Below are 24,395 nucleotides of genomic sequence, written 5' to 3'. Positions count from 1 at the left end.
GCTGGGCATTATCCTTTGACGATTACACCTTAGCCAAACAACTGTTTATCACGACTTACGGTTCTTCGAGCCAGAGGGGATTGCTAGTTTGCACTGACCATCGTCTCGAAGGGCATATATGAGAGCAAGGACCGCAACCAAAGCAGACCATGCTTTGTCGCACTAAAGGGAGCAGCAACATGACCAAAATCTATGATGTCATCGGCGTTGGCTTTGGGCCAGCAAACATAGCACTAGCTGTAGCGATAGAAGAAAAGGCCTTAGGAGGCCAATACCTGTTCCTCGAAGGCAGCACTGCACCTGACTGGCAAGCAGAAATGCTGATCGATGGCTCCGACACCCAGCACAACCCATTGCGTGACTTCGTCACTCCGAGAAACCCCGTCAGCCCCTATGGTTTCCTCAGCTATCTCAAATCTAAGGATCGTCTGTTCGACTACCTCAACCTAGGTTTAGAGTTTCCGTACCGCCTGGAATACGCGCGCTATATACGCTGGGTTGCCAGACAGTTCGACCGTTGGGTCAGCTATGGTGAACGGGTCACAGCCATTTCGCGAGCCGGCGACTCGGGAGAGCTGGTGCGTGTCGAAACTAGTCTCGGTCGCATCCTCCTGACCCGTACCTTGTCATTTGGTCCTGGTCGTACACCCTTCGTGCCTGAAGTATTCCGCAAAGATTTCTCCGGGCGAGTCAGTCACTTTACCGGATACCTTACCGCTAATGCTCGCTGGTGCAATGAAGGCTCGTTGAGTTCGATTGCAGTGATTGGTAGTAGCCAAAGCGCAGTAGAACTCACCTTGGACCTGAGTGCTCGTTATCCCGATGCCCAAATCCACAACATCTTCCGTAGCTTCTCCTACCAGCTTAAGGACACGAGCCCGTTCACCGAGAACGTTTACTTCCCAGAGTTCGTCGATGACTTCTACAACGCTCCGATCGAGCTGCAGAAGAAACTGACGCACGAGATATTGCGCAGCAACTACAGCTCCGCTGATATGGACGTGATCAAGTCACTGTATCACAAGCTCTACGTACAAAAGCTCGACGGCCGAGAGCGGATTCACCTGCATAATATGAGCGACATAACGTGCGCCGAATTGGAAGGCAACCAAGTTAGGCTTGACCTGCATAACAGCCTCAAAGGTCGCGATACTACGATGATGGTTGATGCTGTAGTCCTGGCGACGGGCTTTCGCAACCTTGGCGTCGCATCCAACGATGAGTTCCTCCCGGCCCTACTGGAAAACTTGGCTGGCGATGTAAGCCGGCGCAGCGATGGCTCAGTGAAGGTCGAGCGCGACTATCTGATTGCCTCAGATGACCCGGATTTCCCTTCGATATTCCTAAATGGTCTGTGCGAGTCGACCCATGGCTTTGGTGACGCCGGCTCCTTTAGCCTGCTGTCATTACGCTCTTGGATGATAGCTGAAAAAATCGAAGCGTTAACGACACAGGAAGCCCTGTGCGACCGTCCTCACTCCTACCAAGAAGCAACCGTACTCTAATGGATACTACCCAAATGGACACTACCCCTGTAGCCAAGGAACTCCCCATTGAGTCTTATATCCGACGTCATGCGGATATATCCTTTACCGATGAATACAACTGCAAGCTACACCGATTGTTTCCTTGGGCAGACAAGGTCAATACCAAGCGTTCTCTGACAGAGTTTGGCTGTATCTGGGTGCAGGTAGATCCCGGTACTGATGTAGATCGGCATGCCCATGACGAAGAAGAAACTTTCATCGTCATTGCTGGGCAGGCCGAGTTATCCATCGAGTCTCAGACTACCACTATCGGTTTCGGTGATGTGGTTTACCTTCCTCGTCACTTTCAACACCAGCTGCGTAACCGAGCCAGTGAGCCTTTCGTGATGATCGACATTTACTGGGACTGGGGTGGACAGTCGGACAGCGTACTATGACGCACGCATCAAACAAACTAAGGACTGAAGGTATACGGACATGCCTGCAATAACTCGATACGTCATTACCCTGCCTCCCCCTACGCCTAATGGTGGCCTGCATCTAGGCCATCTAAGCGGGCCATTTCTGGCCGGGGACATTCTTGCCAAGGCGGCTTGGCTGCAGGGTGAGGAAAGTTTTGTTACTTGCTACAGCGACGTCAACCAATCCTATGTACGGGTGACAGCCGAGCGACAGGGCGTTGGACCGCATGTTTTGGCCGCGCAGTGGACTGACAGGATTGGCCGAACGCTGGAGCGCCTGGACATCTCGGTGAACGACTACTACGCGCCGGATGAAGAAGCTAATGGCTTCGTTCGCAAATTGTTCCTACGCCTTTACGAGGAGAAAGTGCTAGTTGAGAAGCCATACCCTTTCTTTCGTGACCGCAGCACTGGAAAACTTCTCGATGAGGCAAGTGTTTCTGGCTACTGTCCATACTGTTTGGCAGCCTGTAAATGCGGTATTTGCGAGGCCTGTGGCAACCTGACCAGTGCTCTGAACCTGCTCGATCCTCGTAATACCAACAGTGGCTCCCAGGACCTGGAGGTTGAATGGGTGGAAGTGATGGTGGTGGAACTCGAGCGTTTCAGAAGTCACATCGTCCGGTTCTACGATCAGGCTAAACACTTCCGGCAGAGGTATCTGTGGCTTGTTGACGATGCGCTGAAGGGACCGCTACCGGATTTTCCTGTCAGCGTTCCGTCGTCATGGGGAATTCCGGTTGGCCTCCCTCAGTTTGAGGGACAAATGTTCAACCCTTGGCCTGAAATCATGGCTCAATTGATCCACTCATACCAACGGGCAGAACGTTTGCAACCAAGCAATGTCCCCACTTCTTACATCAACTTTTTCGGCTTCGACAACTCGTATTTCTATGCCATCCTCCACGTCGCTTTGCTTAGTCAGATTGACAACGGCAAGTGGCTGCCCAAATTTACGATGATCAACGAGTTCTATAACCTGGATCACGCCAAGTTCTCCACCAGTGGAGGTCATGTGATCTGGGCGGACGACAGTGTAGAACGCTACAGTTCAGATGAACTTCGCTTCTATGCAGCGCTCAATTGCCCCGGTTTCGAGAAGTCGAACTACAACGAACAGGCCATGGTCGCCGTTCTTGACAAATCACTCCATCAGTTGTGGCATCGAGTCGCTGAAAAATTCAACGCAGCCCTGGATGGTGTAAATCAGGCCCAACGCTTTGACATCTGCGACGACAGCACCCGGCAGCTCGCGGCCAGTGCTGAACGTACTATTTTACGCAGCATGTCGGAGGAACGCTTCCATGTGCGTCAGGCTGCCGAGGACTGCCTACATCTCCTTGAGTGGATCAACCACGCTCTTGATCAGGCTCAAACTGAGCTAGCCGATGTGGTGCATCTGCTCACCACCTTCGCTCGATGCTGCTATCCGCTAATGCCAAAAAGCTGCAACCTGCTGCATAAGGCACTGCGCGGTGCTGAAGTCGGTCATGAGAAACAAGTAGGAGAGGGACGTCCGCAGTTGCTCGACAATGAGCTGTTCCGGCTAAAAGTGGTCAATTGCGAGGTGAGTCATGCCTAAAGTATGCCTGATGACTTATTCCGTATTGCGCGCCCCTTATGGCGATTCCCTGGTGCAAGAATTCGACGACCGTACCCCAGACGTGTTCGCCGAAGCCGAGAACTCTCCTGGCTTTATCACTCGGGCGAAGCAGCAGGACGATAAGGAGTGGCTGACAAACCATCAGCGCGAGTGGGGATCTTGGGGACCCTTCGCAGTGCCCCGTTTCTATAACGACGGAGTGGCCAGTGGCCACTCGACCCAAGCCCAGACCATCTCAGTCTGGCAAGACCTTAAGTCAGTGTGGAACTTTGCCTACCATGGGCCATTGCATCGCCAGGCATTGCAAATGCGCAAAGACTGGTTTCTCAATCAGCGTTGGCCAATCTACGTGATTTGGTGGATAGAGGACAACCACCAGACCAACTGGCGAGAAGCCTGTGAGCGTCTGGAATGCCTCCATGACCATGGCTCCACGCCCCGCGCCTTCACATTCCGACAACCTTTCGATGCACAGGGCCAGCCCGTGCAGATGAACCGGCTTTGACAGTGGTGTCGATACTGCTGACAGGTGACGCGATGAAGGAACTGAGTTGCCCGAAATGGTTGCACGACGCCCATTGGCTGAGAAACAGGCGAGGCTTGAAGGTGGCCGCTTGCGAAAGTCGAGGGGAGAACGCCATCGACCTAATGCTGGCGGTCTACTTGGCGACTCTCGACCACGATATCTCTCTAGATCTGACATGCTATGACGACCACCGTGACCCGAAGATGGCCACTGCCCTTGCCCAGGGTTTGGCAATTGATGGGACCCAGGTCGTGATCGGCCACTTCGCAGCCCCCACCGCCATGAGCGCAGGGCGCATTTATGATCACCATCCGATGTTATTCCTCGCACCGGGTTGCTCCGATCCGGAACTCTGCTCGGGTACAGGACCTGGTGCGCATGCTGTGCGTTTCTTTGGCAGTGACGATGAACAAGCTGACTGCCTTCTCGCCGCTGTTCCAGCCGGTGCTCGTGTCAGCATCTTTGCGCAACGAGGAAATTACGGGCAACGTCTTGGTAAAGTCCTGCATCAGCGCTTGAGTGCACACGCCTCTGCAGCTACCATCGAATTTCTAAATGCCGATGGTGGCCAACGCCGAACAAAGGTGGTCAACAGCGACCTGATCGTAGTCGCTGGCTCCTGCGAATTTGCCAAACAGATCGCTGAAGACCTCCCCCTCAGTGGTGGGCAGACACTGCTCTTTTCCGATGATTGTCGGATGGGTGTAGCGGTGAAGCTGCAGCTTCCAGCGCGTAAGTTGGTGGCAGCGCTGGAATGTGACTTGGAGTCTCCTACATACACCCATTTCGCTCAACTGGAGAAACGGGCCATGGACTTGGCAGGACGTCCGCCTGGGCCTTATTTCCTGACGTCGTACCTAGCCTGCCAAGCACTGTGCATAGCGCTGAGGGAAGTGCCCAATGCCCTCCCCTCTCTGCTGCGCAATGCCATTCTGGGCCAGCGTATACCCTCGCCCTATGGTGTGCTCAGTTTCGATGAAGCAGGCAATCAGCTTGGCCATAAGTGGATCCTCAAGACTGTGCCACCGCATGTGTGCAATGCACAGACTGATGGAGGCGTCTGTGCCATCACTCTTTGATTTCTGCGTACTGGGTAATGGCCCTCTTGGCGCGGCGGCCGCCTGGCAACTAGCACGAGAAGGCGCTAGCGTTTGCCTAATTGGCGCCCGGCATGACGAGCGCGTTTCTAGCCATAACGATCATTCGCGCATCTACCGGACACGGCATCCGGATCCCTATTGGACAGCGTTGGCCGAGGCCAACCTGCCGATGATGCTCGAACTCGAACAGCGTACTGGCATCCGCTTTTTCCGTTCCACGCCAGTGTACTACGATGGTATAGGAAATGTGCCTCTATCTGACCAACCCTACCTTACGCGCAATGGATTAAACCACCAGGATCCCTGTGGAGGGATCATTGATCCTCTTGCCTACATTCGTGCACTGAACAAAGCAGCCAGAGAACAGGGAGCCATAATACGCAGTACAGTGGTGACATCGATTCATACACTAACCTGCAGCCATCAGGTTCATACCGTCGATGGCAATGTCGCAAGGTGCAAAGCCATCGCCGATTTCCGGGGACTCTATGCCAAACCCATCGGCCAAGGTACGACCGTTGCACGCACCACCTTGTTGATTCGGCACCCCCCATTTCACGAGCCGCACTGTTTCATCCGGACTGTATTGTTGGATCCGCAGGTTGGAGAGTTCTTCGCATGCTCGCATTTGGACGAAGACTCATCGACTCAAACCAGTAAGTTCGTGCTGGCTGACGCACAGCCGCACCTCTTAAACAGTAGTGAGACTCTGCAGGCCTGGTTCCAGGATGGTTACCGCCATCACCCTAAGCTGCCCTGGGCTCTGGACGAGATCCGCAGGATGGGGTTTGAGATCCAGGACCTACGCCTGGCTCCCTGTGCATTCACTAAAACCTATGACGGACGCCCGAAGGTACAGGTAGACCAGAGTCACTTGCGTTTCTACGGGTGCAACGGTGGAGCCGTCAAGTGCGCTCAGAGCCTTTCTCGACAAGTGCTTACACAAGGCCTGATGCAGGCTATTTCTACCTCTTGATTGAAGGATAAAAAAGCATGATTGCTGATGATTTCTTGAAACTTGACGAAGCCGATGAAGCTGCACGCCTACAAGCCTCAGACAACCTCTTTCATGTGCTGTTCAAGCGTGACGACTTTTCCATGGAACTGTTCGCACCTCGTGGAACGGATACCCAGACACCTCATACACAAGATGAGGTCTATGTAATCAGCAGTGGCCAGTCACAATTCTTGCGCGGTGATCAGGTCGTGTCAGTCCGCGCAGGAGATGCTTTATTTGTACCTGCTGGCATGGTGCATCGCTTCTTTGATTTTAGTGATGACTTTCGCACCTGGGTTATATTCTTCGGCCCCGAAGGTGGCTGTAAGTGACTGTCGCCCGTGTAAGGTCTCAATAGTGTCGCCAACTTTATATGAAGACCAAGGATCGTCGCTAGGAAAGCTATAATGTCCAGACGGTCTATCCTTCATCGAACTCTCCCAGCTGACGTATGAGGAAACGAAAAATGTCTCTTAATATTCGACCTTTGAAAGAGAATGATAAAGCTGAGTGGAGACGCCTTTGGACTAACTATCTAAGCTTCTACGAAAGTTCTGTCTCCGAGAGTGTTTATGAGTCGACTTTCAACAAGATTATTGATTCAGAGCAACACCATCGAAATGCGCTAGTTGCGGAGAAAGACGGCCAACTTGTTGGTCTAGTGCATTTCATCTATCACGCCCATAATTGGCGTGTTGAGGATGTTTGTTATCTGCAAGATCTCTATGTCGATCAGAAACTCCGTGGTGGCGGAGTGGGGCGTGCCCTGATTGAGGCGGTGTACGAGGCTGCTGATGCTAATGGGACTCCATCGGTTTACTGGATGACTCAAGATTTCAATGAAACTGCACGCAAGCTATATGACCGGATCGCGAATTTGACTCCATTTATAAAATATCAGCGTTAAAGAAGCAGGGTATCCTTGCTTAATGCTTGATATCTAAGCGTCAAGAATATATGGAAATTTCTAGGACGAAGAAGATGAGTGAAACACATTACCGAAATAGTCAGGTGTTGCACTTTGGCATTGAGATCGCCTAGCTTATGTGGTTTTTTCTACACTACACCCTGCATGCTTGGTCGAAGAGAAGATTTTTATAGCGGATGGATGTCTGCATGCTATTCGGCACTGGAAAAAACCCCGCAACTGACTTGTAATCAGTAGGTCCCGGGTTCGACTCCTGGTGCCGGCACCATAGGCAAGTCCGAAAAATCAAGCACTTGTAATGAAGAGAGTCGCCCATTGTGGCGGCTTTTTTGTTTGCGGTGAACTACCTTCCACCGAGGCCGAGCCGAATAAGGCGCCGGGCGAACTTCTGTTCGCCCGGACCGTGAAGGAATGACATGGATTAGTTCACTTCACCGCGTCTTTCAACCCTTTCCCTGCTTTGAACGTTGGATAGTTCGATGCCGGGATCTTGATAGCCGCCCCTGTCTGGGGATTGCGACCTGTACGTGGGGAGCGTTGATTGACTTGGAATGTCCCGAAACCGATCAAGGATACCGTATCACCCTGTTGCAATGCCTTTGTCACGGATGAGGTGACGGCATCAAGTGCGCGGCCAGCCTGGGCTTTGCTCAGTCCCGCTTTCATTGCCACGTTGTCGATCAGGTCACTCTTCTTCATATCTTCGATTTCCTGAGTGATGGCAGCAATACCATGAGTCCAATGCTGAACAGTCGCTGCAAGCATAATGAGTTTTCATGACTTCGAACATCTCATGATGCTTCCCTATGGATGAACGAAATCAGTCTATAAGACTAGTCAGCTGGGGCAGGAATGCAAAGTGTGGCTGTGGTTAGAGAAATGATACGAAAAAAGGCATCATAAACTCCCGATTGGCCTGCAGGGTGGCTACTTCATGTGCTGGGTGATAACAGCACCCTCATCCACATCACTCATCACTCAACAAAGACGATTGATGATGCTATGCTTCCGCGCGGCTCGAGCGTTTCATCCTATACGCTGAGCTCAGATAAGTAGACCCTCGTTGGGGAGTAGCCGGCTCGTGCCGTAAGCGCGAGAGCGGATGTCAACACATTCGGCCATATGCCGTGGCATCCGCGCCTTCGGGTAGGCGAGACCATCGACGGTGCGACGCCTGTGGCCGGGCGTGTCGTGCCGTCGTGGCGTATCGCCCGGCCCGGATGCAAAACGGATGACTCCATTTACCACCCTTCTTTTAGCCTTCTCCATGTCTGCGGATGCCTTCGCCGCTTCGATCGGCAAGGGTGCCATGATCGAACACCCCCGTTTTCGTGAAGCGCTGCGCACCGGGCTGATCTTCGGTGTCATCGAGACACTGACTCCATTGCTGGGTTGGGCTCTGGGGGTTGCCGCTGCTCGCCACGTAGAGGCTTGGGATCACTGGATCGTCTTTACGCTATTGTTGTTGATTGGCGGGCATATGGTCGTGGCCAGCTTTTCCACGACTCAGGAAGAGAGTGAACGGCCTCGTCGCCATGCCTGGTGGTTGCTGGCCGCCACCGCCGTTGCCACCAGCATCGACGCACTGGCAATTGGCATCGGGCTGGCCTTTCTCGACATCAACATTTTGGTGACGGCATTAGCCATTGGGCTGGCAACCACTCTCATGGCCACCCTTGGCATACTGCTGGGGCGTCGACTGGGTGAACTGATCGGGCGCCGTGCCGAACTCGTGGGAGGATTGATTTTGATCGGCATCGGCAGTGGAATCCTCACTGAGCACCTCGGTATGTGGTAACGGGCGGAAGGCAACCAGCCATCGAAGCTGGCCCTTGAAATTCCCCTCTAAGGCGCACATATCCATCTTGGCTTCGTAGTCCTTGTGACAGCGGGGCCTTGTTCTTTTAGATCACTGAATTATCGGCAACAGCCGGACTGGATCTGAACCCGATCACAAACGTTTCGGAGGTGATTTGGATGTCAGTACAGACCGCATCCCACAACCCATCCATTCGCGCGACCCAAAGTCGCGATCCGTACCCTACTCGTCTTGTGCGCCCGCTGGATATGCCGTGGATCAACCGTCAGGAAGCGGTGGTCAAAGGCAATGTCAGTGAAGGCCCGTTGGATCAACGCCAACTCGATGATTTCGAGCGTAATGGTTTCCTGTTCGAGCCAGACTTTCTTTCGCCCGATGAGGTGGCTGAGCTGCGTGAAGAGTTAAAGGTCCTGCTCGACTGCGACGAGTACGCTGGCAAGGACTTCAGCATAACCGAGCCTGACAGTCAGGAAATCCGTTCACTGTTTGCCGTGCATTTTCTGTCCGAGCGCTTTGCACGCCTGGCCAAGGATGAGCGGTTGGTAGGGCGGGCCCGCCAGATCGTGGGCGGTGATGTTTATATCCATCAGTCGCGGATCAATTACAAGCCTGGTTTTGAAGGCAAGGGTTTCAGCTGGCACTCGGATTTTGAAACCTGGCACGCCGAGGATGGCATGTCTGCTATGCATGCAGTGAGCGCTTCCATCGTGTTAACCGATAACCACCACTACAATGGCCCCTTGATGCTGATTCCCGGGTCACATCGGGTGTTCGTGCCGTGCTTGGGTGAGACGCCGGATGATCATCATAAGCAGTCGTTGAAGACTCAGGAATTTGGGGTTCCCAGCCGCAAGGCGCTGCGCGAATTGATTGGCCGCAGTGGCATTGAAGCGCCAACCGGTGCTGCAGGCGGACTACTGCTGTTCGACTGCAATACGCTTCATGGCTCCAACGCCAATATGTCGCCGGACCCGCGGAGCAATGTCTTCTTCGTCTATAACCGTGTGGACAATGCTTGTGGCGAACCTTATGCCGCCAAGCGTCGCCGTCCGGCCTTTCTGGCACATGCACCTGGCGAATCCTGGGCTCCCTGAATCGCCTGGCCGGATACGTGCATAGGGGGCGGGCCTGGCTGGATTCGGACTGACGTGTTTGACGAGGTTGCGGTAGACTGGACTACCCGTCATCGCAAACTGTGCGCACCACGTCAAGGAGAATATCCGCCATGCGCTTTGTTCCCCGTTTTACCGATGGCCAGGAATTTCCTCACGCGCTCGGCAAGATCGTTTGCGTTGGCCGCAACTATGCCGATCACGCCAAGGAGCTGAACAATCCGGTACCCAACGAACCGTTGCTGTTTATCAAGCCGTCCACAGCCGCGGTGTCTCTGGAAGAGCCGATTCATGCTCCTTTCAGTCGGGGCGAGGTGCACTTCGAAACCGAGTTGGCTCTGTTGATCGGAGAACCACTGACGTGTGCCACCGCTGCCGAAGCCGAGCAGGCGGTGGTGGGCATCGGGTTGGCGCTGGATCTGACCTTGCGCGACGTCCAGTCCCGCCTGAAGGAAAAGGGACATCCTTGGGAAATTGCCAAGGCCTTCGATGGTTCCTGTCCGCTATCGTCTTTCCTGGCGTTGAAGCAGGTGCCCAATTGGAACGCTCTGACGTTCAGCCTGGATATCGACGGTGAACGCCGTCAGAGTGGGGAAGGCGCCGACATGATCTTCTCGGTAGCCACACTGCTCTCGGAAATGAGCCGACACTTTACATTGCTACCTGGTGATGTCGTGTTGACTGGTACTCCGGCTGGGGTTGGTGAATTGCCCAAAGGGGCTGAACTCCACTTCACACTGACGGGTGGAGTGGAAGTGACCACACACGTGGTGGAATGACGTTGACGTAGCGTGAATGGCCGCGCTACTCGAGATAGCTATTCAAGATAGGTGTAGCCCTGAAGCCCGGCGGATAAGTCGTCGAGAAACAGGTCGCGCTCCTCGTCCGACAGGCCGCTGGCATCGAGCTGGGCGGCGAGGTGGCGACGCAATACCGCCGCATCGAAGTTAACGTAATCCAGTACGTCGGCCACACTGTCGCCGTGGATGGCGTGCGATAGTACCCAGTTGCCTTCGGTGTCGAGCGCGGCATCCACTGAATCGGTATCGCCGAACAGGTTATGCAAATCGCCGAGAATCTCCTGATAGGCACCCACCAGAAAGAAGCCCAGTAGTTTATCCTCGCCGTCTTGCCATTCCGGTAGTGGCAAGGTCGCCTCTACGCCCTGGCCATCGACGTAATGATCGATACGTCCATCCGAGTCGCAGGTAATGTCCTGGATAACACCGCGGCGGATGGGCTCTCGGTCGAGCCCGGTCAGTGGCAATACGGGAAAGATCTGCTGGATCCCCCACACATCGGGCACTGACTGGAACAGGGAGAAGTTGACGAACAGCTTGTCGGCGAGTTTCTCGGCCAACTCGTCGAAAATCTCGCGGTGAGCACGGTTGCGTGGATCGAGTTGCTGGCGCAGCTTGGCACAAGCGGCAAAATAGACGCCTTCTCCCTCGGCACGGGCCGCGATGTTGGCCAGTCCCATCACGAAGCGATCCTGTAACTCGGTAATCGCCTGCACCAGGTCATGGTAGGCCTCGACCAAGCCTCGGGGGTCATCCATGACGGCCAGCCGGTCATGGACCCGCCACAATTCATCGACTTGGGGATCGCCTTGGATATGCCGCTTGGGTGAGTGTTCACTGACACGCTCCTCGCCGATAACGTTGGTGATCAGCACGGCATGGTGTGCCGTGAGTGCGCGCCCGGATTCGGAAATGAGATGCGGGTGGGGCAGACCTTCGGTATCGCAAGCCTGGCGAAAGGCCCAGACCACGTTGCTGGCGTATTCGCGCATTGAGTAGTTGATCGAGCACTCGCTGCGTGAGCGCGTGCCTTCGTAATCGATGCCCAGGCCGCCTCCAACATCCACGGTGTCCACCGGAGCACCTAGCTCGCGCAGGCTTTGATAGAAGCGGGCGCACTCGCGCAGGCCACGCTGGATATCGCGGATATTGGCTATCTGTGAGCCAAGATGAAAATGCACTAGTTGCAGGCTATCCAAGGCGTTTACCGTACGCAGCCGCTCGACTACCCCGAGGATCTGGCTGGCGGTCAAGCCGAACTTGGATTTCTCGCCCCCCGTGTTCTGCCATTTACCCTTGCCGACTGAAGCCAAGCGGGCGCGTAAGCCAATGCGAGGCTTTACGTCCAGATGCTTGGCCTCCTCGAGGATCAGGGCCAGTTCCGAGTACTTTTCCACCACCAGATAGACGCGGTGGCCGAGCTTTTCGCCCATCAGCGCCAGGCGCACGTATTCACGGTCCTTGTAGCCATTGCAGACGATCAACGAGGGGCCGTCACCGGACAGGGCCAACACTGCCAGCAGCTCCGGTTTGCTACCGGCTTCCAATCCCACTCTGTCGTGACCGCGTTCCTGGGTGGCGAGGATCTCCTCGACTACACGACGTTGCTGGTTGACCTTGATCGGGTAGACTGCGGTGTAGCCACCCCGGTAGTTCTCTTCAGTCATGGCGGTATCGAAGGCGCCACATAGTTGCTCGACACGGTCATGCAAGATATCAGTGAAACGTACCAGTACCGGTAAACGCAGCCCGGCCTGGCGTAACTGAGTCGTCAGTGCGCTCAGAGGCAAAGCTGGGCCAGCGACCTCGCTACCCAGCGGACGCACCATGGCCTGGCCGTGATCATCGACATCGAAATAACCATTGCCCCACTGGTCGATGTTATAGGTCCGTCGAGCGTTGGCGGCGGTAGCGGTCATGCATGGCTCCGGTCGGGCAGGGGTAGGGCGCCATGTTCCAGGCGTGCCAGCAGAATGGTACGAAACTGCTCTGGGTCGTGAGGCGTAAGATCGTGGGCCGGTGGATCGACGTATACCACCAATAGCCGTGACAACCAGTAGCGTAATGCCGTCATGCGCAGCATCATCGGCCAAGCGTGGCGTTCGGCCTCGCTGAGTTCACGACGTGCTTGATACGCCGTGAGGATGACATCGTAACGCTCGGGGTCGAGTCGGCCATCGGCTTGGGTGGCCCAGTCATTGATGACAATGGCCAAGTCGAACAGCAAGTCGCCGGTACAACCATTGTAGAAATCGATGATACCGCCCAGACGTTCGCCGTCGAACAGGGTGTTGTCACGGAATAGATCGCCGTGCAGTGCCCCTTGGGGAAGATCGGGGGCATCGCCGAAAAAGCCTTGGTAGTTATCGACTTCGTCAGCCATCAAGGCCTGGTCTTCGGGGGACAGATAGACCAGTACGCGGTGGTGCATGGCCACCAGCCAGTGCAGATCGCGAGGATTGGGACGGTGGCCGTCGAAGTGTCGAGACACTGCATGCATGTGGCCCAAGGTATCACCGAGGGCGTGACACTGTTTGAGGCTAGGAGCCTTGGGAGACGTGCCGGGAAGCCGGGGAAACAGCAGAGCGGGCTTGTCGGCCAGACTCTGCAAGGCGATGCCCTGCTGGTCATGTAGTGGGCCGGGAACTGGCAAGCGATGTTCATCAAGGTAGTCGAGCAGATCGACGAAGAACGGTAACTCCTCGTGTTCACCCTGCTCGAACAGTGTCAGCACCAACTCTCTGCGGTCGGTGGTGACGAAATAGGTAGTGTTTTCCGTACCGCTGGCAACGCCCTCGAGGCGTAGCAGCGAGCCGGCATCGAAGCGTTGCAGAAAATCAGCGACTTGCGTGTCGCTCAACGGGGTGAATACGGCCATGTGTCTCTCGCCCGGGTTGCCAAGCCGCCTATTGTAGCGTCTTGGCAAGACGATGCACGAGTCTTCCCCCGGCGGATTACCAAGAGATCAGTACCCATTCCGGCACGGCGATACGATCGCCCTCCTGGCGCTCGAAGTTACCGTCGCCATCATGGTCCACCAGATAGTACGACGGCCCGGCCTTAGGCTGAATCTCGATGGCATAGAGCTGACCGTTGACCCGATATTCACGGATGGTGCGATCTTCTTCCTGACGAATGGTGACATCAGGTTCGACAGATTCCTGCTGCTGGCCGATCACTGCCGATGCTCCACCCATCAGGCAGGCTCCCAGCACTATGGCGGCAATAAACTTGGCTGTCTTCATGACGACCTCCCTGCGGTCAACAATCATCGTGTTGCCTTCAGTGTATGACCCTTTCGGGTGACAAGGAATTCACTTTCCATCGATCGCGGCGATGGGGCGTAGGGCCATGAACCAGCCCATTACCACAAAGGCCAGCATACCGATCAGGATAACGGTGAAATGAACGCCGAGATCGATGATCAACCCCAATAATGCGGGTGCGATGCCGGTCGAGAACACCATGGCCGCACTCAATGTTGAGCGCATCCGTCCCAGGCGTTCGCTGCCCCACAGCTTGACTAGCACACTGGTGGCTATGGGTTCCTGCATACCCATCGCCAGCCCACCGCCGACCATGAGTGCCCAGATGCCGATATCGCCGCTCAGCACGATGGCAACCACCATCGCCAAGGCGTAAGGCAGTAGATAGAGGCGGGCAAGACGTGCGGGCCCAAGGCGGTCCACCCAGCGTCCGCCCAGCAAGGCACCAGGGAGCTTGGCAATTCCCATGCCGGCCAGTGCCAGGGCGTAGGTGGAAAGCGAGGCATCCAAGTCGGTGGTCATCTGGGCCTGGTAGATGAATAGCCCCGTCATTGTTACCGGCAGTGCCATCAGCAGCGGCAGCAACTGCCAGAAGCGCTTTTCTCGAAAGGGGCGTGGTCCTTGGCGGCGTGTGCCCCTGTCTGGTCTGGGCCCCGGTGCCGGTGGCCAGGGACCACGCAGCAATAGCGGCGCCCACAGTCCTAGCAGGATCAGGCCGAACACCCACCACACTCCCTGCCAGCCTAACCATATCAACAGTGCTGCCACCAGTGGCGGTAACAGTGCTTCGCCCAAGGGAATTCCCAGGCTCACGAGTCCCAACGCTCGCCCACGGGAGGCAGCGAATTCACGACCGGCCAGGGTATTGCCCAAATGTGTCATCATGCCCTGGCCGCAGAACCGAATCAGGGCTAGTCCCATCAGGCCGGTCAGCCACCATGGTGAGAGGGTCATCAGCAGTACGCCGATGCCAAGACTGAGCAGGATGCCGGTGGCGAAGCGTCGTGGGGCGATCCAATCGATGCTGGGGCCGATGCGCAGCATGGCGAAACCGGCGCACAAAGTAACAGTGGCGTAGGCCGTACCGAACTGGCCGGCGCTCAAGCCTAGTTGCTGTGAGATCGGGGCCTGAAACAGGCCAATGAAAAAGCTCTGGCCCAGGCTTGACGAAAACAATGCCAGGAAAGCGATGCCCAACAGTCCTTTGTGATCGCGCAGCAGGGTGCGATAACCCATGAAGACTCCCTGTCGGTTCAGGCGAGAGAAAATCAAAATCCCATGTTAGCAGGCTAAGTGACTGCGTGCCTGACGAGGCGCGGTGAGCTGCGTATCATGTGGCTCAATGCCACCGTTCAATGGAAATGTTCATCATGGCCACCACCCCTATCGTTCTCGTCGACGGATCGTCTTATCTGTATCGGGCTTTCCACGCCTTACCGCCGCTGACTACCTCCAAGGGACAACCCACCGGGGCAGTCAAGGGCGTGCTCAATATGTTGAAGCGCCTGATCAAGGACTACCCGGACAGCCCCATGGCGGTAGTCTTTGACGCCAAGGGCAAGACTTTCCGTGATGAACTGTTCGAAGAGTACAAGGCTCAACGACCGCCAATGCCAGACGAGTTGCGGTCCCAGGTCGAACCCCTGCATGCCTGCGTGCGGGCATTGGGTCTACCGCTGTTGTGCATCGAGGGCGTCGAGGCTGACGACGTCATCGGCACCCTGGCGCGCCGGGCCACCGAGGCAGGCCGTGATGCGGTGATATCCACCGGTGACAAGGACATGGCCCAACTGGTCAACACGCATATCACCCTGGTCAATACCATGAAGGACGAAACCCTGGATGTCGCTGGCGTCAAGGACAAGTTCGGACTACCGCCGGAGCTGATCATCGATTTTCTGGCACTGATGGGGGACAAGGTCGACAACATCCCCGGCGTACCGGGGGTGGGTGAGAAGACTGCGCTTGGGTTGTTACAGGGTATGGGCGGTGGTCTGGACGCCATCTACGCCGACCTCGACAAGGTCAAGACGCTGGATTTCCGCGGTGCCAAGACATTGTCCAAGAAACTCGAAGAGCATCGAGATCAGGCTTTCCTATCCCACCAACTTGCCACCATCAAGACGGACTGTGAGTTGCCAGTGGGGCTGGATGATCTGGGTATCGCTCATCCTGATCGCGAGGCCCTGCTCGAGCTTTATCGAGAGCTTGAGTTCAAAGGATGGCTGGCTGAATTGTTGGAAGGCAAGGACGAGGGCGTCGACGATATCGCCGCAGGCCAGCCGGTGAGGGAAGGGGCCGAGGGGGATTCTGCCGCCACCTCAATGAGCGCCGAGCGCCAGGATCATATGATTCTCGACCAAGACGAATTCGATACCTGGCTCGAGCGATTGATACAGGCTGAGGTATTCTGCTTCGATCTGGAAACCACCAGTCTCGAGTACATGCAGGCCGAGGTCGTTGGCGTGGGGCTTTCGCTCGAACCCGGCGAAGCGGCGTACATTCCGCTCGCTCATGACTATCTCGACGCTCCTAAACAACTCGACAGGCGAGCCGTTCTCGAGGCACTCAGGCCGTTGTGGGAGGACCCGGCCAAGGGCAAGATTGGCCAGAATCTCAAGTACGACATCTCAGTACTGGCAAACTACGACATCCGCGTGGCAGGGGCTCTCACCGATACCATGCTCGAGTCCTACGTGCTCAACTCCACTGCTACCCGTCACGACATGGACTCGCTGGCGCTCAAGTACCTGGGCGAGAAGACCATTAGCTTCGAGGATATCGCCGGCAAGGGCGCCAAACAGTTGACCTTCAATCAGATTGCCCTCGAGCAGGCCGTGCCCTATGCCTGTGAGGACGTCGATATCACCCTGCGGCTGCATCGCGAGCTGCGTCCGCGTGTCGAAGCGGAAGGACGCCTGGCCAAGGTGCTCGATGAGCTGGAACAACCCTTGATTCCGGTACTGTCGCGTATGGAGCGCAATGGAGTGGCGCTCGACGGCGAACGCCTGTTGCGCCAGAGCCGTGAGTTGGCAACGCGCATCCGCGAGTTGGAAGCGCTTGCCTTCGAGCTTGCCGGCCGCGAGTTCAACCTGGGATCACCCAAGCAGCTTGGTCAGATCCTGTTCGAGGAACTGAAGATCCCGGTGCGCAAGAAAACACCTAAAGGCGCCCCGTCCACGGCCGAGGCAGTGCTTGAGGAACTGGCGCTGGACTATCCGTTGCCCAAGGTGATCATGGAGCATCGCGGCCTGTCCAAACTCAAGTCGACTTACACCGACAAACTACCGATATTGGTTGATAAGACCACCGGACGGTTGCATACCAGCTATCATCAGGCGGTCGCCGCCACCGGTCGGCTCTCTTCCAGCGATCCCAACCTGCAGAACATCCCGATTCGTACCGAGGAGGGGCGTAAGATCCGCCAGGCCTTCATTGCCCGGCCTGGCTACCGTATCGTCGCCGCCGACTATTCGCAGATCGAGTTGCGCATCATGGCCCACCTCTCTGAGGACAAGGGGCTGCTCGAGGCCTTCGCCGAAAACCGCGACATCCATGCCGCCACCGCCGCTGAGGTGTTCGGAACCTCGCTCGACAAGGTCACACCGGACCAACGCCGCAGTGCCAAGGCCATCAATTTCGGGTTGATTTACGGCATGAGCGCCTGGGGGCTGTCGAAGCAACTGCACATCGAGCGCGGCCAGGCGCAGACTTATATCGACCGCTACTTCGATCGTTACCCCGGTGTCGCCCGTTACATGGAACGTATCCGTTCGCAGGCAGCCGAGGATGGTTACGTGGAAACGGTCTTCGGGCGCCGCCTTTACCTGCCCGAAATCAGGGCGCAGAACCAAGCCCGTCGTCAGGCCGCCGAGCGTACCGCCATCAACGCCCCTATGCAGGGTACCGCCGCCGATATCATCAAACGCGCGATGATCGACGTCGATGCCTGGCTACAGGGCCATTTGGGCAAGCCGGCCGAGTTCGACGCCTGGATGGTGATGCAGGTTCACGACGAACTGGTCTTCGAGGTCAAGGAAGATCAGGTCGATGGCTTCATCGATGCGGTCAAGTCTCGGATGCGTGATGCCGCCGAGCTCAGTGTGCCACTGATCGTCGAGGCCGAGAGCGGCGCCAACTGGGATGAGGCGCATTGATCCCAACTCCTGAACGGCAGGAGGCCCGCGGCGGATACCGCGGGCCTTCTGCTAGAGATTATGCAAGAAGGAATCGCTTTACATCTCGAGCGCAGTAGTAAAGCGAACCTTCTTTAGCGCCAGCCGACGCGATCGAAGATCCTGATCGCCTTGGGGTTGTTTTCACCTAGGATGCTGACGTTGATACCATCCTTCTTGAAGTCACCCCATGACTCCAGTACTTCATCCTTCTTGACGCCTTCCACTACGGGATACTCATAGTTGCCGTATGCGAAGATTTCCTGCGCTTCGTCGGAAGCGAGGAACTCCAGGAAGCGGATGGCGTTATCGTGGTTGGGAGCGCCCTTGACCACGCCAGCCCCGCCGACATTTACGTGAGCGCCACGGCCATCCTGGTTAGGGAACAGGATCTCGACCTTGTCGGCCGCCTCACGCTCGGACCCGTCATCGGACTTGAGCAGGCGCACGTAATAGTAGTGGTTGGCCACTGCCACGTCGCATTCACCGCTGGCCACGCCGAGGATCTGGTCGGTATCACCGCCTTCGGGCTGGCGGGCGAAATTGTTGACGACCCCCTGAGCCCATTCTTCGGCGCCTTCTGCGCCATGATGCTCGATGAGAGAGGCAAGTAGGGATTGGTTGTAGATATTGTTGGAAGAACGAATACAGATATCGCCCTCGAGGTTTGGATCGGCCAGGTCTTCATAGCTGCCGATCTCGCTAGGATCGATGTTGTCGGGATTGTAGAAGATCGCCCGCACGCGCTGACTGAAGCCGAACCACTTGCCCTCGGGATGGCGCATGGACTCCGGCACGCGCTCATTGAGCACCTCCGACTCGACACTCTCGAAGATGTTCTCCTGCTCGGCACGCCATAGGCGACCAGCATCCACGGTGATCATCACATCGGCAGGGCTTGCTTCACCTTCGCGGCGGATACGCTCGATGAGCTGATCGGAGTCACCCTCGAGGATGTTGACCTTGATACCGGTCTGCTCGGTGAAGGCATCGTAAAGGCGCTCATCGGAATCGTAATGACGTGCCGAGTAGACATTGAGCTCATCTGCCAGTGCGCCATTAGCGAAGGCTGCGCTTGCCAGCAGCGCGGTGAGCGGAGCCGCAAGACGGTGACGTTGGATCATCGGTTACCCCTGAGGATCAAGGTGTTTTTTGAATGATAATGTTTTGCATTAGTAACTCGGCTATTGAACAGCTTTGCATTGTCTCCGTCAACTTGGGACGGATAGTGGAAGCGTAAAAAGGATGAAAAACGGAAGCGTTTTGCTAGTATTTCGCTTTACCATCAAGAGACGTACATTCACTGGGCTGACCTGGATGCCATGACCAGTCAACTGAACCTGCCGGAAACCCGTCATGCCAAGGCGGATCACGCCCACTTGCTGGCCATGCGAGAAGTTCGCCATGCTTATGGCAAGCATGTCGCGCTCAAGAATATCAACCTTGAGATGGCTCCAGGCGAGGTCGTTTGCCTACTAGGGCCCTCCGGCTGCGGCAAAACGACTCTGCTGCGCATTGCAGCGGGTCTTGAGGTGTTGCAGCAAGGCGAGGTAGTCATCAATGGTAGGCGGATCGGTGTGCCGGGTGGCCGCCATGTCCCCCCCGAGAAGCGCAACGTAGGGTTGGCGTTTCAGGATTCAGCGCTGTTTCCGCATCTTACCGTGCTCGAGAACGTAATGTTCGGCCTCGAGGCGCAACCTCTCCATCAGCGTCGCCAGCGTGCTCTGGAGTGGCTGGAACAGTTGGGTATGGTGGGCTATGCCAAGGTTTACCCGCATATGTTATCGGGGGGGCAACAGCAACGTGTCGCCCTGGCCCGTGCGTTGGCTCCCTCTCCACCACTGATGCTGCTGGACGAGCCCTTCTCCAGTCTCGATGCACGGCTACGCGACCAGATTCGTGACGATACCCTACATGTGCTGAAGAAGGTTGGCGCGGGGACCTTGCTGGTAACCCACGACCCGGAAGAGGCCATGTTCATGGCTGACCGTATCGCCTTGATGCGCGACGGGCGTATCGTGCAAATGGGCACGCCACAAGAGCTCTACTGCAACCCCAGCGACCCATTCGTCGTTATCTTCTTCGGCTCGGTGAATGAATTGCATGGTGAGGCACGGGGGGGAGTGGTGCAAACGCCAGTGGGGCCTGTCTCGGCAGCGGGGCTGGCGGATGGCACTCAAGCCCAGGTATTGATACGCCCCGAAGCCTTGTTGATCACCGAGATCGACGAGCCCTCGAGTTCCCATCAATACAGCCACGTCATCATGGCCAAGCTGCTGGGGCGTAGCAGCCTGCTGCATATCTGCGCTCATGGGAAAGATGGCCGCGAGGCTCACTTGCATGCCCGGGTGCCTGGTGTCTTTCTCCCGGCGGCGGGGCAGCCGGTGGAGATCCGCTTGGATCCGTCACAGGTCTTCGTCTTTCCTGCTGACTTGGCGGGTGCCGGGGCGTGAGCGGCGAATCGCCATACTGAGCAGGATCACCGGGATGATCCCCACCACGACAATAGCCAGCGATGAGGTAGAGGCCTCCGCCAGGCGTTCATCCGAAGCCAGGTTGTGGGCTCGCACGGCCAAGGTATCGAAATTGAAGGGGCGCAGGATGATGGTCGCGGGCAACTCCTTCATGACATCCACGAACACCAAGATAGCGGCGGCGAACAGACTGCCACGCATGATCGGGGCGTGAACGCGGCGCAAGGTGCCACTGGCGGTCTGTCCCAAGGTTCGGGCAGCGGCGTCCATGGTGGGCGTCACCTTGCCGAGGCTTGCCTCCACGGTATTGAAGGAAACGGCAAGGAATCTCACGACATAGGCGTAGATGAGGATGAAGGCGGAGCCGCTGAAGATCAGACCGGCGGCGATGCCGTAATGCTCGCGCAGGATACCGTTGATTTCACTATCCAGCCAAGCGAAGGGAATCAAGATACCCACGGCAACGACCGAGCCGGGAATGGCATATCCCATAGCGGCAATGCGGGTGGCGGTTCGCGAAACTGGGCCGGGGTGGAGCCGCACGCCATAGCTCAGGATGACCGCCAGTCCCACGGCGACCAGTGAGGCGAGTGCCGCTAGGATCAGGCTGTTCGAGGCAAAATCGAGAAACCGGGTACCGAGCAGCGCATCCCCTTCTTGGATGGCGAGGTGGGTCAACAGCGCACCCGGCACGACAAATCCGATCAACACTGGAATGGTGCAGGCGGTAAAGGCCCCCAGCGCACGCCAGCCTATGAGTCGATATTCAGGCAATTGCTGATAGCGGCCGGTGGTATGGAAGTACTTGCGCCTGCCTCGTGACCAACGCTCGAGCAACACCACGATGATGACGAAGAGCAGCAGGCAAGCGGCGAGTTGTGCTGCGGCCACCTGCTCTCCCATACCGAACCAGGTACGGTAGATGCCGGTGGTGAAGGTATCGACCCCAAAGAACTGCACCGCCCCGAATTCGTTGAGCGTTTCCATCAATACCAGCGATACCCCGCCAATGATAGCGGGTCGTGCCAGTGGTACCGCCACGCTGGTGAATAATCGCCAAGGACCGCGCCCCAGGGTGCGACCAACGTCCAGCACACATACGGACTGCTCGAGAAAGGCTGCCCGTGCCAGCAGGTAGACATAAGGATAAAGGACCATCGTGATCAGTATGGCAGCGCCCCCCAAGGAACGGATGCTGGGAAAGTAATAGTCTTCCTGCCCCCAGCCGAACAGCTCTCGCAGCCAAGTCTGGAGCGGCCCTGCATATTGCAGGAAGTCCGTATAGGCGTAGGCAATCACGTAAGTAGGGACCGCCAGCGGTAATAGCAGGGCCCATTCGAAAATCCGGTGCCCTGGAAAACGGCACATGGCTACCAACCAGGCGGTTCCGGTACCGATTGCGGCAGTGCCGAGGCCCACCGTGATCACCAGGAAGAGGGTATTGGTCAGGTAACGGCCCAACACCGTGCTGGCAAGATGCTGCCAGATGCCTTGGGTAGGCATGACGATGTGCGCGAGTACGACCAGCACTGGCAAGGCCACGATAAGGGCGACACCGACAGTCAGAACCGTCCAGGTATTGAAACGTGATGACAGCCGGCGGTGGACCGACGTCAGCCAGGTGCTGGCAGAACGGGGCAAGCGGGAACTCCTTCCAGTGGCATGGCCTGAAACCGGCTGAATACGAGGTGATGGCAGCCGGCAAATATTATCAGCTGGAGGCCTGGCTTGCAGCCTTGATAGCTAGTGGGTGTGCCACTCACCAACGTGAATGGTGAGTGGCACGGAAGACGCTCAGTAGCCGAGTATGGCGCTGGGCAGGCCGGTGATCAGTATCGGGAAGGCAGCCAACAGCAAGCAGGCTAGGGCAATCAATGCGCAGAAGGGGATCACGGCCTTGTAGAGGTCGACGATCTCGACGCCACGCGGTGCGACACCCTTCAGATAGAAGAGGGCATAGCCGAAGGGCGGGGTCAGGAAGGAGGTTTGCAGTACCACGGCCACCATGACCACGAACCACAACATGTCTACCCCCATGTTCTCGACGATAGGCAGCATGATCGGAAAGCTCAGTAGCACGATGCCTGTCCAGTCGAGGAACATGCCCAGGATGAAGACCAGGAAGAGCATCAAGACCAGTGCTCCGGTGGTACCGCCGGGCATGGCCATGACCAACTCGTGAATGACCTCCATGCCGCCCCCCCGTGAGAAAACCCCAGTGAAGGCAGTGGCTCCTACCAGTACCAGCATCACCATAGTGGTGGTCTTGCCGGCCTCGATCAGGGTGCGATAGCAGGTTCTGGGCGAACGGTCGCCAAAGATCAGGAACAGGATGAAGGCCAGGGTTACCCCAATCGCCGAGGCTTCGGTGGCGGTGGCGATACCGGTAAACAGTGCCCCCAGTACCCCCAGAATCAGGCCCATGGGCGGTACCACGAATTTGGCGAGCATCAGCAGCAGTTCACCGGTGGAGGTATCGGCACGTTCCTCCACAGGGACTGGAGGACCGTAGGACGGTTTGATGTAGCAGATCACCAGTACGTAGAGTGCATACATCGCGCCCAATATCAGCCCCGGTATCAGGGCGCCTGCGAACAACGCTCCTACCGAGACTGGCGAATAGCTGGCCATCAGGATCAGCATGATGCTGGGGGGAATCAGGATGCCTAAGCAACCGCTGGCCATGATCACCCCGGAGCTGAGTTCCTTGTCGTAACCATATTTGAGCATCGGTACCAGGGCGATCATGCCCATCACCGCGATCGATGCCCCTACGATGCCGGTGGTGGCTGCCAATAGCACCGAGACGATGACTACCGTAAGTGCCAGGCCACCGTGCAGCCGGGCCAGCAGCAGGCGCATGGCCTCGAACATTCTCTCGGTAACCCCGGAGTCGTTGAGAAAGCGCGCCATCAGGATGAACAGCGGAATGGCCACCAGCACATAATTGTCCATGGCATTGCCATAGATATTGTTGATGATGGAACCAAGAATACGCGGGCCGGGCCCCAGCCAGGCAGCCATAACGGCAGTACCGCCGAGCACGAACGCCAGCGGGTGACCCATGAACAGGCCGATCAGCAGGCCGCCGAACATGAATAGGGTGAGCATTTCCGGGCTCATGAGGTCTGCTCCTCCCGCAGCTGCTGGATGGCGTGGATGACGAGAGCGATGGCTTGTAGCAGGATGGCCACTGCGGCGATCACGATAACGGCTTTCACCGGATAGACGGGGATGGCGATGATGCCGTAGGTGGTCTCGCCACGGCTGAAGGAGCGACTGAAAAAGCCCCAGCCGAAGGTGAGGAGCATCCAGATGAAGGGCACGAAGAAGATCAGGTAGCCAATGATCTCTATCACGGCTTGTGTCTTTCTCGATAGCAGGCGCTTGAGAACATCGACTTCGACATGCACGCGCTTTTGTAGCCCGTAAGCCGCCATCAGCATAAAGTGGGCGCCGAACAACATCTTGGTGATATCGAAAGCCCAATCGCTGGGGCGGCCGATGAAGAAACGCAGCGCGATATCATAGAGCACCACGAGTGTCATCACGGCAATCAGCGGTGCGAGAATGCGCCCGAGCCAGTCGTTCAGCCGGTCGATCGCATGGGCGATGGCATTCATGGTCACGGTCTCCCGGGTAGGGAT

General features: G+C 56.8%; 22 protein-coding genes. 13 read left to right on the top strand and 9 right to left on the bottom strand.

Annotated elements, in window-relative coordinates:
- Positions 1-179: 179 nt before the first annotated feature.
- From L861_RS12380 to L861_RS12345, 8 genes are all read left to right on the top strand, one after another.
- The gene (locus tag L861_RS12380) at positions 180-1,505 is read left to right on the top strand and encodes a SidA/IucD/PvdA family monooxygenase (protein ID WP_016416312.1); all 1,326 of its coding nucleotides are present in this window, start codon (positions 180-182) and stop codon (positions 1,503-1,505) included.
- A gap of 14 nt (positions 1,506-1,519) precedes the next feature.
- Positions 1,520-1,924: a cupin domain-containing protein gene (locus L861_RS12375; protein WP_016416311.1), complete on the top strand. Its 405-nt coding sequence runs from the start codon at positions 1,520-1,522 to the stop codon at positions 1,922-1,924.
- Positions 1,925-1,964: 40 nt separating this feature from the next.
- A complete protein-coding gene (locus tag L861_RS12370) occupies positions 1,965-3,530 on the top strand; it encodes a class I tRNA ligase family protein (RefSeq protein ID WP_016416310.1) in 1,566 nt (521 codons plus the stop codon).
- Positions 3,523-4,056 carry a DUF3291 domain-containing protein gene (locus L861_RS12365; RefSeq protein ID WP_021029185.1) on the top strand — a complete coding sequence of 178 codons (534 nt, stop codon included), beginning with the start codon at positions 3,523-3,525 and terminating at the stop codon, positions 4,054-4,056. The genes L861_RS12370 and L861_RS12365 overlap by 8 nt, the downstream gene beginning before the upstream one ends.
- Positions 4,057-4,088: 32 nt before the next feature.
- Positions 4,089-5,156 carry a type 1 periplasmic-binding domain-containing protein gene (locus L861_RS24795; RefSeq protein ID WP_016416308.1) on the top strand — a complete coding sequence of 356 codons (1,068 nt, stop codon included), beginning with the start codon at positions 4,089-4,091 and terminating at the stop codon, positions 5,154-5,156.
- A complete protein-coding gene (locus L861_RS12355; protein WP_016416307.1) occupies positions 5,140-6,153 on the top strand; it encodes an FAD-dependent oxidoreductase in 1,014 nt (337 codons plus the stop codon). Before L861_RS24795 ends, L861_RS12355 begins: the two co-directional genes overlap by 17 nt.
- A 17-nt stretch (positions 6,154-6,170) precedes the next feature.
- Complete coding sequence (locus L861_RS12350; protein ID WP_016416306.1) at positions 6,171-6,506, top strand: cupin domain-containing protein; 336 nt, start codon at positions 6,171-6,173, stop codon at positions 6,504-6,506.
- Positions 6,507-6,640: 134 nt separating this feature from the next.
- A complete protein-coding gene (locus L861_RS12345; RefSeq protein WP_016416305.1) occupies positions 6,641-7,081 on the top strand; it encodes a GNAT family N-acetyltransferase in 441 nt (146 codons plus the stop codon).
- A 447-nt stretch (positions 7,082-7,528) separates the two neighbouring features.
- On the opposite strand, the gene L861_RS12335 is transcribed toward L861_RS12345, so the two are convergent.
- Positions 7,529-7,801 carry an HU family DNA-binding protein gene (locus L861_RS12335; protein ID WP_027947725.1) on the bottom strand — a complete coding sequence of 91 codons (273 nt, stop codon included), beginning with the start codon at positions 7,799-7,801 and terminating at the stop codon, positions 7,529-7,531.
- Positions 7,802-8,333: 532 nt separating this feature from the next.
- On the opposite strand from L861_RS12335, the gene mntP reads away from it, so the two are divergent.
- From mntP to L861_RS12320, 3 genes are all read left to right on the top strand, one after another.
- The gene (gene mntP / locus L861_RS12330; protein WP_021029184.1) at positions 8,334-8,900 is read left to right on the top strand and encodes a manganese efflux pump MntP; all 567 of its coding nucleotides are present in this window, start codon (positions 8,334-8,336) and stop codon (positions 8,898-8,900) included.
- Positions 8,901-9,079: 179 nt separating this feature from the next.
- Positions 9,080-10,015, top strand: a complete 936-nt coding sequence (gene thpD, locus L861_RS12325) for an ectoine hydroxylase (protein ID WP_021029183.1) — start codon at positions 9,080-9,082, stop codon at positions 10,013-10,015.
- Positions 10,016-10,146: 131 nt separating this feature from the next.
- A complete protein-coding gene (locus L861_RS12320; RefSeq protein ID WP_016416301.1) occupies positions 10,147-10,812 on the top strand; it encodes a fumarylacetoacetate hydrolase family protein in 666 nt (221 codons plus the stop codon).
- A 38-nt stretch (positions 10,813-10,850) separates the two neighbouring features.
- On the opposite strand, the gene speA is transcribed toward L861_RS12320, so the two are convergent.
- From speA to L861_RS12300, 4 genes are all read right to left on the bottom strand, one after another.
- The gene (gene speA / locus L861_RS12315; RefSeq protein WP_016416300.1) at positions 10,851-12,752 is read right to left on the bottom strand and encodes a biosynthetic arginine decarboxylase; all 1,902 of its coding nucleotides are present in this window, start codon (positions 12,750-12,752) and stop codon (positions 10,851-10,853) included.
- The gene (locus L861_RS12310; protein ID WP_016416299.1) at positions 12,749-13,711 is read right to left on the bottom strand and encodes a homoserine kinase; all 963 of its coding nucleotides are present in this window, start codon (positions 13,709-13,711) and stop codon (positions 12,749-12,751) included. Before L861_RS12310 ends, speA begins: the two co-directional genes overlap by 4 nt.
- A gap of 76 nt (positions 13,712-13,787) precedes the next feature.
- Positions 13,788-14,078: a DUF2782 domain-containing protein gene (locus L861_RS12305; protein WP_016416298.1), complete on the bottom strand. Its 291-nt coding sequence runs from the start codon at positions 14,076-14,078 to the stop codon at positions 13,788-13,790.
- Between the two features lie 69 nt (positions 14,079-14,147).
- The gene (locus L861_RS12300; RefSeq protein WP_016416297.1) at positions 14,148-15,335 is read right to left on the bottom strand and encodes an MFS transporter; all 1,188 of its coding nucleotides are present in this window, start codon (positions 15,333-15,335) and stop codon (positions 14,148-14,150) included.
- Between the two features lie 134 nt (positions 15,336-15,469).
- Here L861_RS12300 and polA point away from each other — a divergent pair, with 134 nt between their 5' ends.
- Entirely contained in the window at positions 15,470-18,256 is a 2,787-nt protein-coding gene (gene polA, locus L861_RS12295) for a DNA polymerase I (RefSeq protein WP_027947727.1), read from the top strand.
- A 113-nt stretch (positions 18,257-18,369) separates the two neighbouring features.
- On the opposite strand, the gene L861_RS12290 is transcribed toward polA, so the two are convergent.
- On the bottom strand, positions 18,370-19,398 hold the full coding sequence (locus tag L861_RS12290) for a Fe(3+) ABC transporter substrate-binding protein (RefSeq protein ID WP_016416295.1): 1,029 nt from the start codon (positions 19,396-19,398) through the stop codon (positions 18,370-18,372).
- A 198-nt stretch (positions 19,399-19,596) separates the two neighbouring features.
- Here L861_RS12290 and L861_RS12285 point away from each other — a divergent pair, with 198 nt between their 5' ends.
- Positions 19,597-20,727, top strand: a complete 1,131-nt coding sequence (locus L861_RS12285; protein WP_016416294.1) for an ABC transporter ATP-binding protein — start codon at positions 19,597-19,599, stop codon at positions 20,725-20,727.
- Here the strand turns inward: L861_RS12285 and L861_RS12280 are convergent.
- The 3 genes from L861_RS12280 to L861_RS12270 all read right to left on the bottom strand — a co-directional run bounded on the left by L861_RS12280 (position 20,680) and on the right by L861_RS12270 (position 24,371).
- Positions 20,680-22,344 (bottom strand): ABC transporter permease, encoded by a 1,665-nt coding sequence (locus L861_RS12280; RefSeq protein ID WP_236617158.1) that lies wholly within the window; start codon positions 22,342-22,344, stop codon positions 20,680-20,682. The two genes, L861_RS12285 and L861_RS12280, sit on opposite strands and share 48 nt — an antisense overlap.
- A 198-nt stretch (positions 22,345-22,542) precedes the next feature.
- A complete protein-coding gene (locus L861_RS12275) occupies positions 22,543-23,871 on the bottom strand; it encodes a TRAP transporter large permease (RefSeq protein WP_016416292.1) in 1,329 nt (442 codons plus the stop codon).
- Positions 23,868-24,371 (bottom strand): TRAP transporter small permease subunit, encoded by a 504-nt coding sequence (locus L861_RS12270; protein WP_016416291.1) that lies wholly within the window; start codon positions 24,369-24,371, stop codon positions 23,868-23,870. The genes L861_RS12275 and L861_RS12270 overlap by 4 nt, the downstream gene beginning before the upstream one ends.
- Positions 24,372-24,395 lie beyond the last annotated feature (24 nt).

This window comes from Litchfieldella anticariensis FP35 = DSM 16096, assembly GCF_000409775.1.
GTDB lineage: Bacteria > Pseudomonadota > Gammaproteobacteria > Pseudomonadales > Halomonadaceae > Litchfieldella > Litchfieldella anticariensis.
This window is presented reverse-complemented; position numbering and strand designations above follow the sequence as displayed.

Bases quoted from the DNA above. Each gene is read 5' to 3' on its own strand.
- L861_RS12380 (WP_016416312.1), top strand. From the start codon at position 180: ATGACCAAAATCTATGATGTCATCGGCGTTGGCTTTGGGCCAGCAAAC.
- L861_RS12375 (WP_016416311.1), top strand. From the start codon at position 1,520: ATGGACACTACCCCTGTAGCCAAGGAACTCCCCATTGAGTCTTATATC.
- L861_RS12370 (WP_016416310.1), top strand. From the start codon at position 1,965: ATGCCTGCAATAACTCGATACGTCATTACCCTGCCTCCCCCTACGCCT.
- L861_RS12365 (WP_021029185.1), top strand. From the start codon at position 3,523: ATGCCTAAAGTATGCCTGATGACTTATTCCGTATTGCGCGCCCCTTAT.
- L861_RS24795 (WP_016416308.1), top strand. From the start codon at position 4,089: ATGAAGGAACTGAGTTGCCCGAAATGGTTGCACGACGCCCATTGGCTG.
- L861_RS12350 (WP_016416306.1), top strand. From the start codon at position 6,171: ATGATTGCTGATGATTTCTTGAAACTTGACGAAGCCGATGAAGCTGCA.
- L861_RS12345 (WP_016416305.1), top strand. From the start codon at position 6,641: ATGTCTCTTAATATTCGACCTTTGAAAGAGAATGATAAAGCTGAGTGG.
- L861_RS12335 (WP_027947725.1), bottom strand. From the start codon at position 7,801: ATGAAGAAGAGTGACCTGATCGACAACGTGGCAATGAAAGCGGGACTG.
- mntP (WP_021029184.1), top strand. From the start codon at position 8,334: ATGACTCCATTTACCACCCTTCTTTTAGCCTTCTCCATGTCTGCGGAT.
- thpD (WP_021029183.1), top strand. From the start codon at position 9,080: ATGTCAGTACAGACCGCATCCCACAACCCATCCATTCGCGCGACCCAA.
- L861_RS12320 (WP_016416301.1), top strand. From the start codon at position 10,147: ATGCGCTTTGTTCCCCGTTTTACCGATGGCCAGGAATTTCCTCACGCG.
- speA (WP_016416300.1), bottom strand. From the start codon at position 12,752: ATGACCGCTACCGCCGCCAACGCTCGACGGACCTATAACATCGACCAG.
- L861_RS12310 (WP_016416299.1), bottom strand. From the start codon at position 13,711: ATGGCCGTATTCACCCCGTTGAGCGACACGCAAGTCGCTGATTTTCTG.
- L861_RS12305 (WP_016416298.1), bottom strand. From the start codon at position 14,078: ATGAAGACAGCCAAGTTTATTGCCGCCATAGTGCTGGGAGCCTGCCTG.
- L861_RS12300 (WP_016416297.1), bottom strand. From the start codon at position 15,335: ATGGGTTATCGCACCCTGCTGCGCGATCACAAAGGACTGTTGGGCATC.
- polA (WP_027947727.1), top strand. From the start codon at position 15,470: ATGGCCACCACCCCTATCGTTCTCGTCGACGGATCGTCTTATCTGTAT.
- L861_RS12290 (WP_016416295.1), bottom strand. From the start codon at position 19,398: ATGATCCAACGTCACCGTCTTGCGGCTCCGCTCACCGCGCTGCTGGCA.
- L861_RS12285 (WP_016416294.1), top strand. From the start codon at position 19,597: ATGACCAGTCAACTGAACCTGCCGGAAACCCGTCATGCCAAGGCGGAT.
- L861_RS12275 (WP_016416292.1), bottom strand. From the start codon at position 23,871: ATGAGCCCGGAAATGCTCACCCTATTCATGTTCGGCGGCCTGCTGATC.
- L861_RS12270 (WP_016416291.1), bottom strand. From the start codon at position 24,371: ATGAATGCCATCGCCCATGCGATCGACCGGCTGAACGACTGGCTCGGG.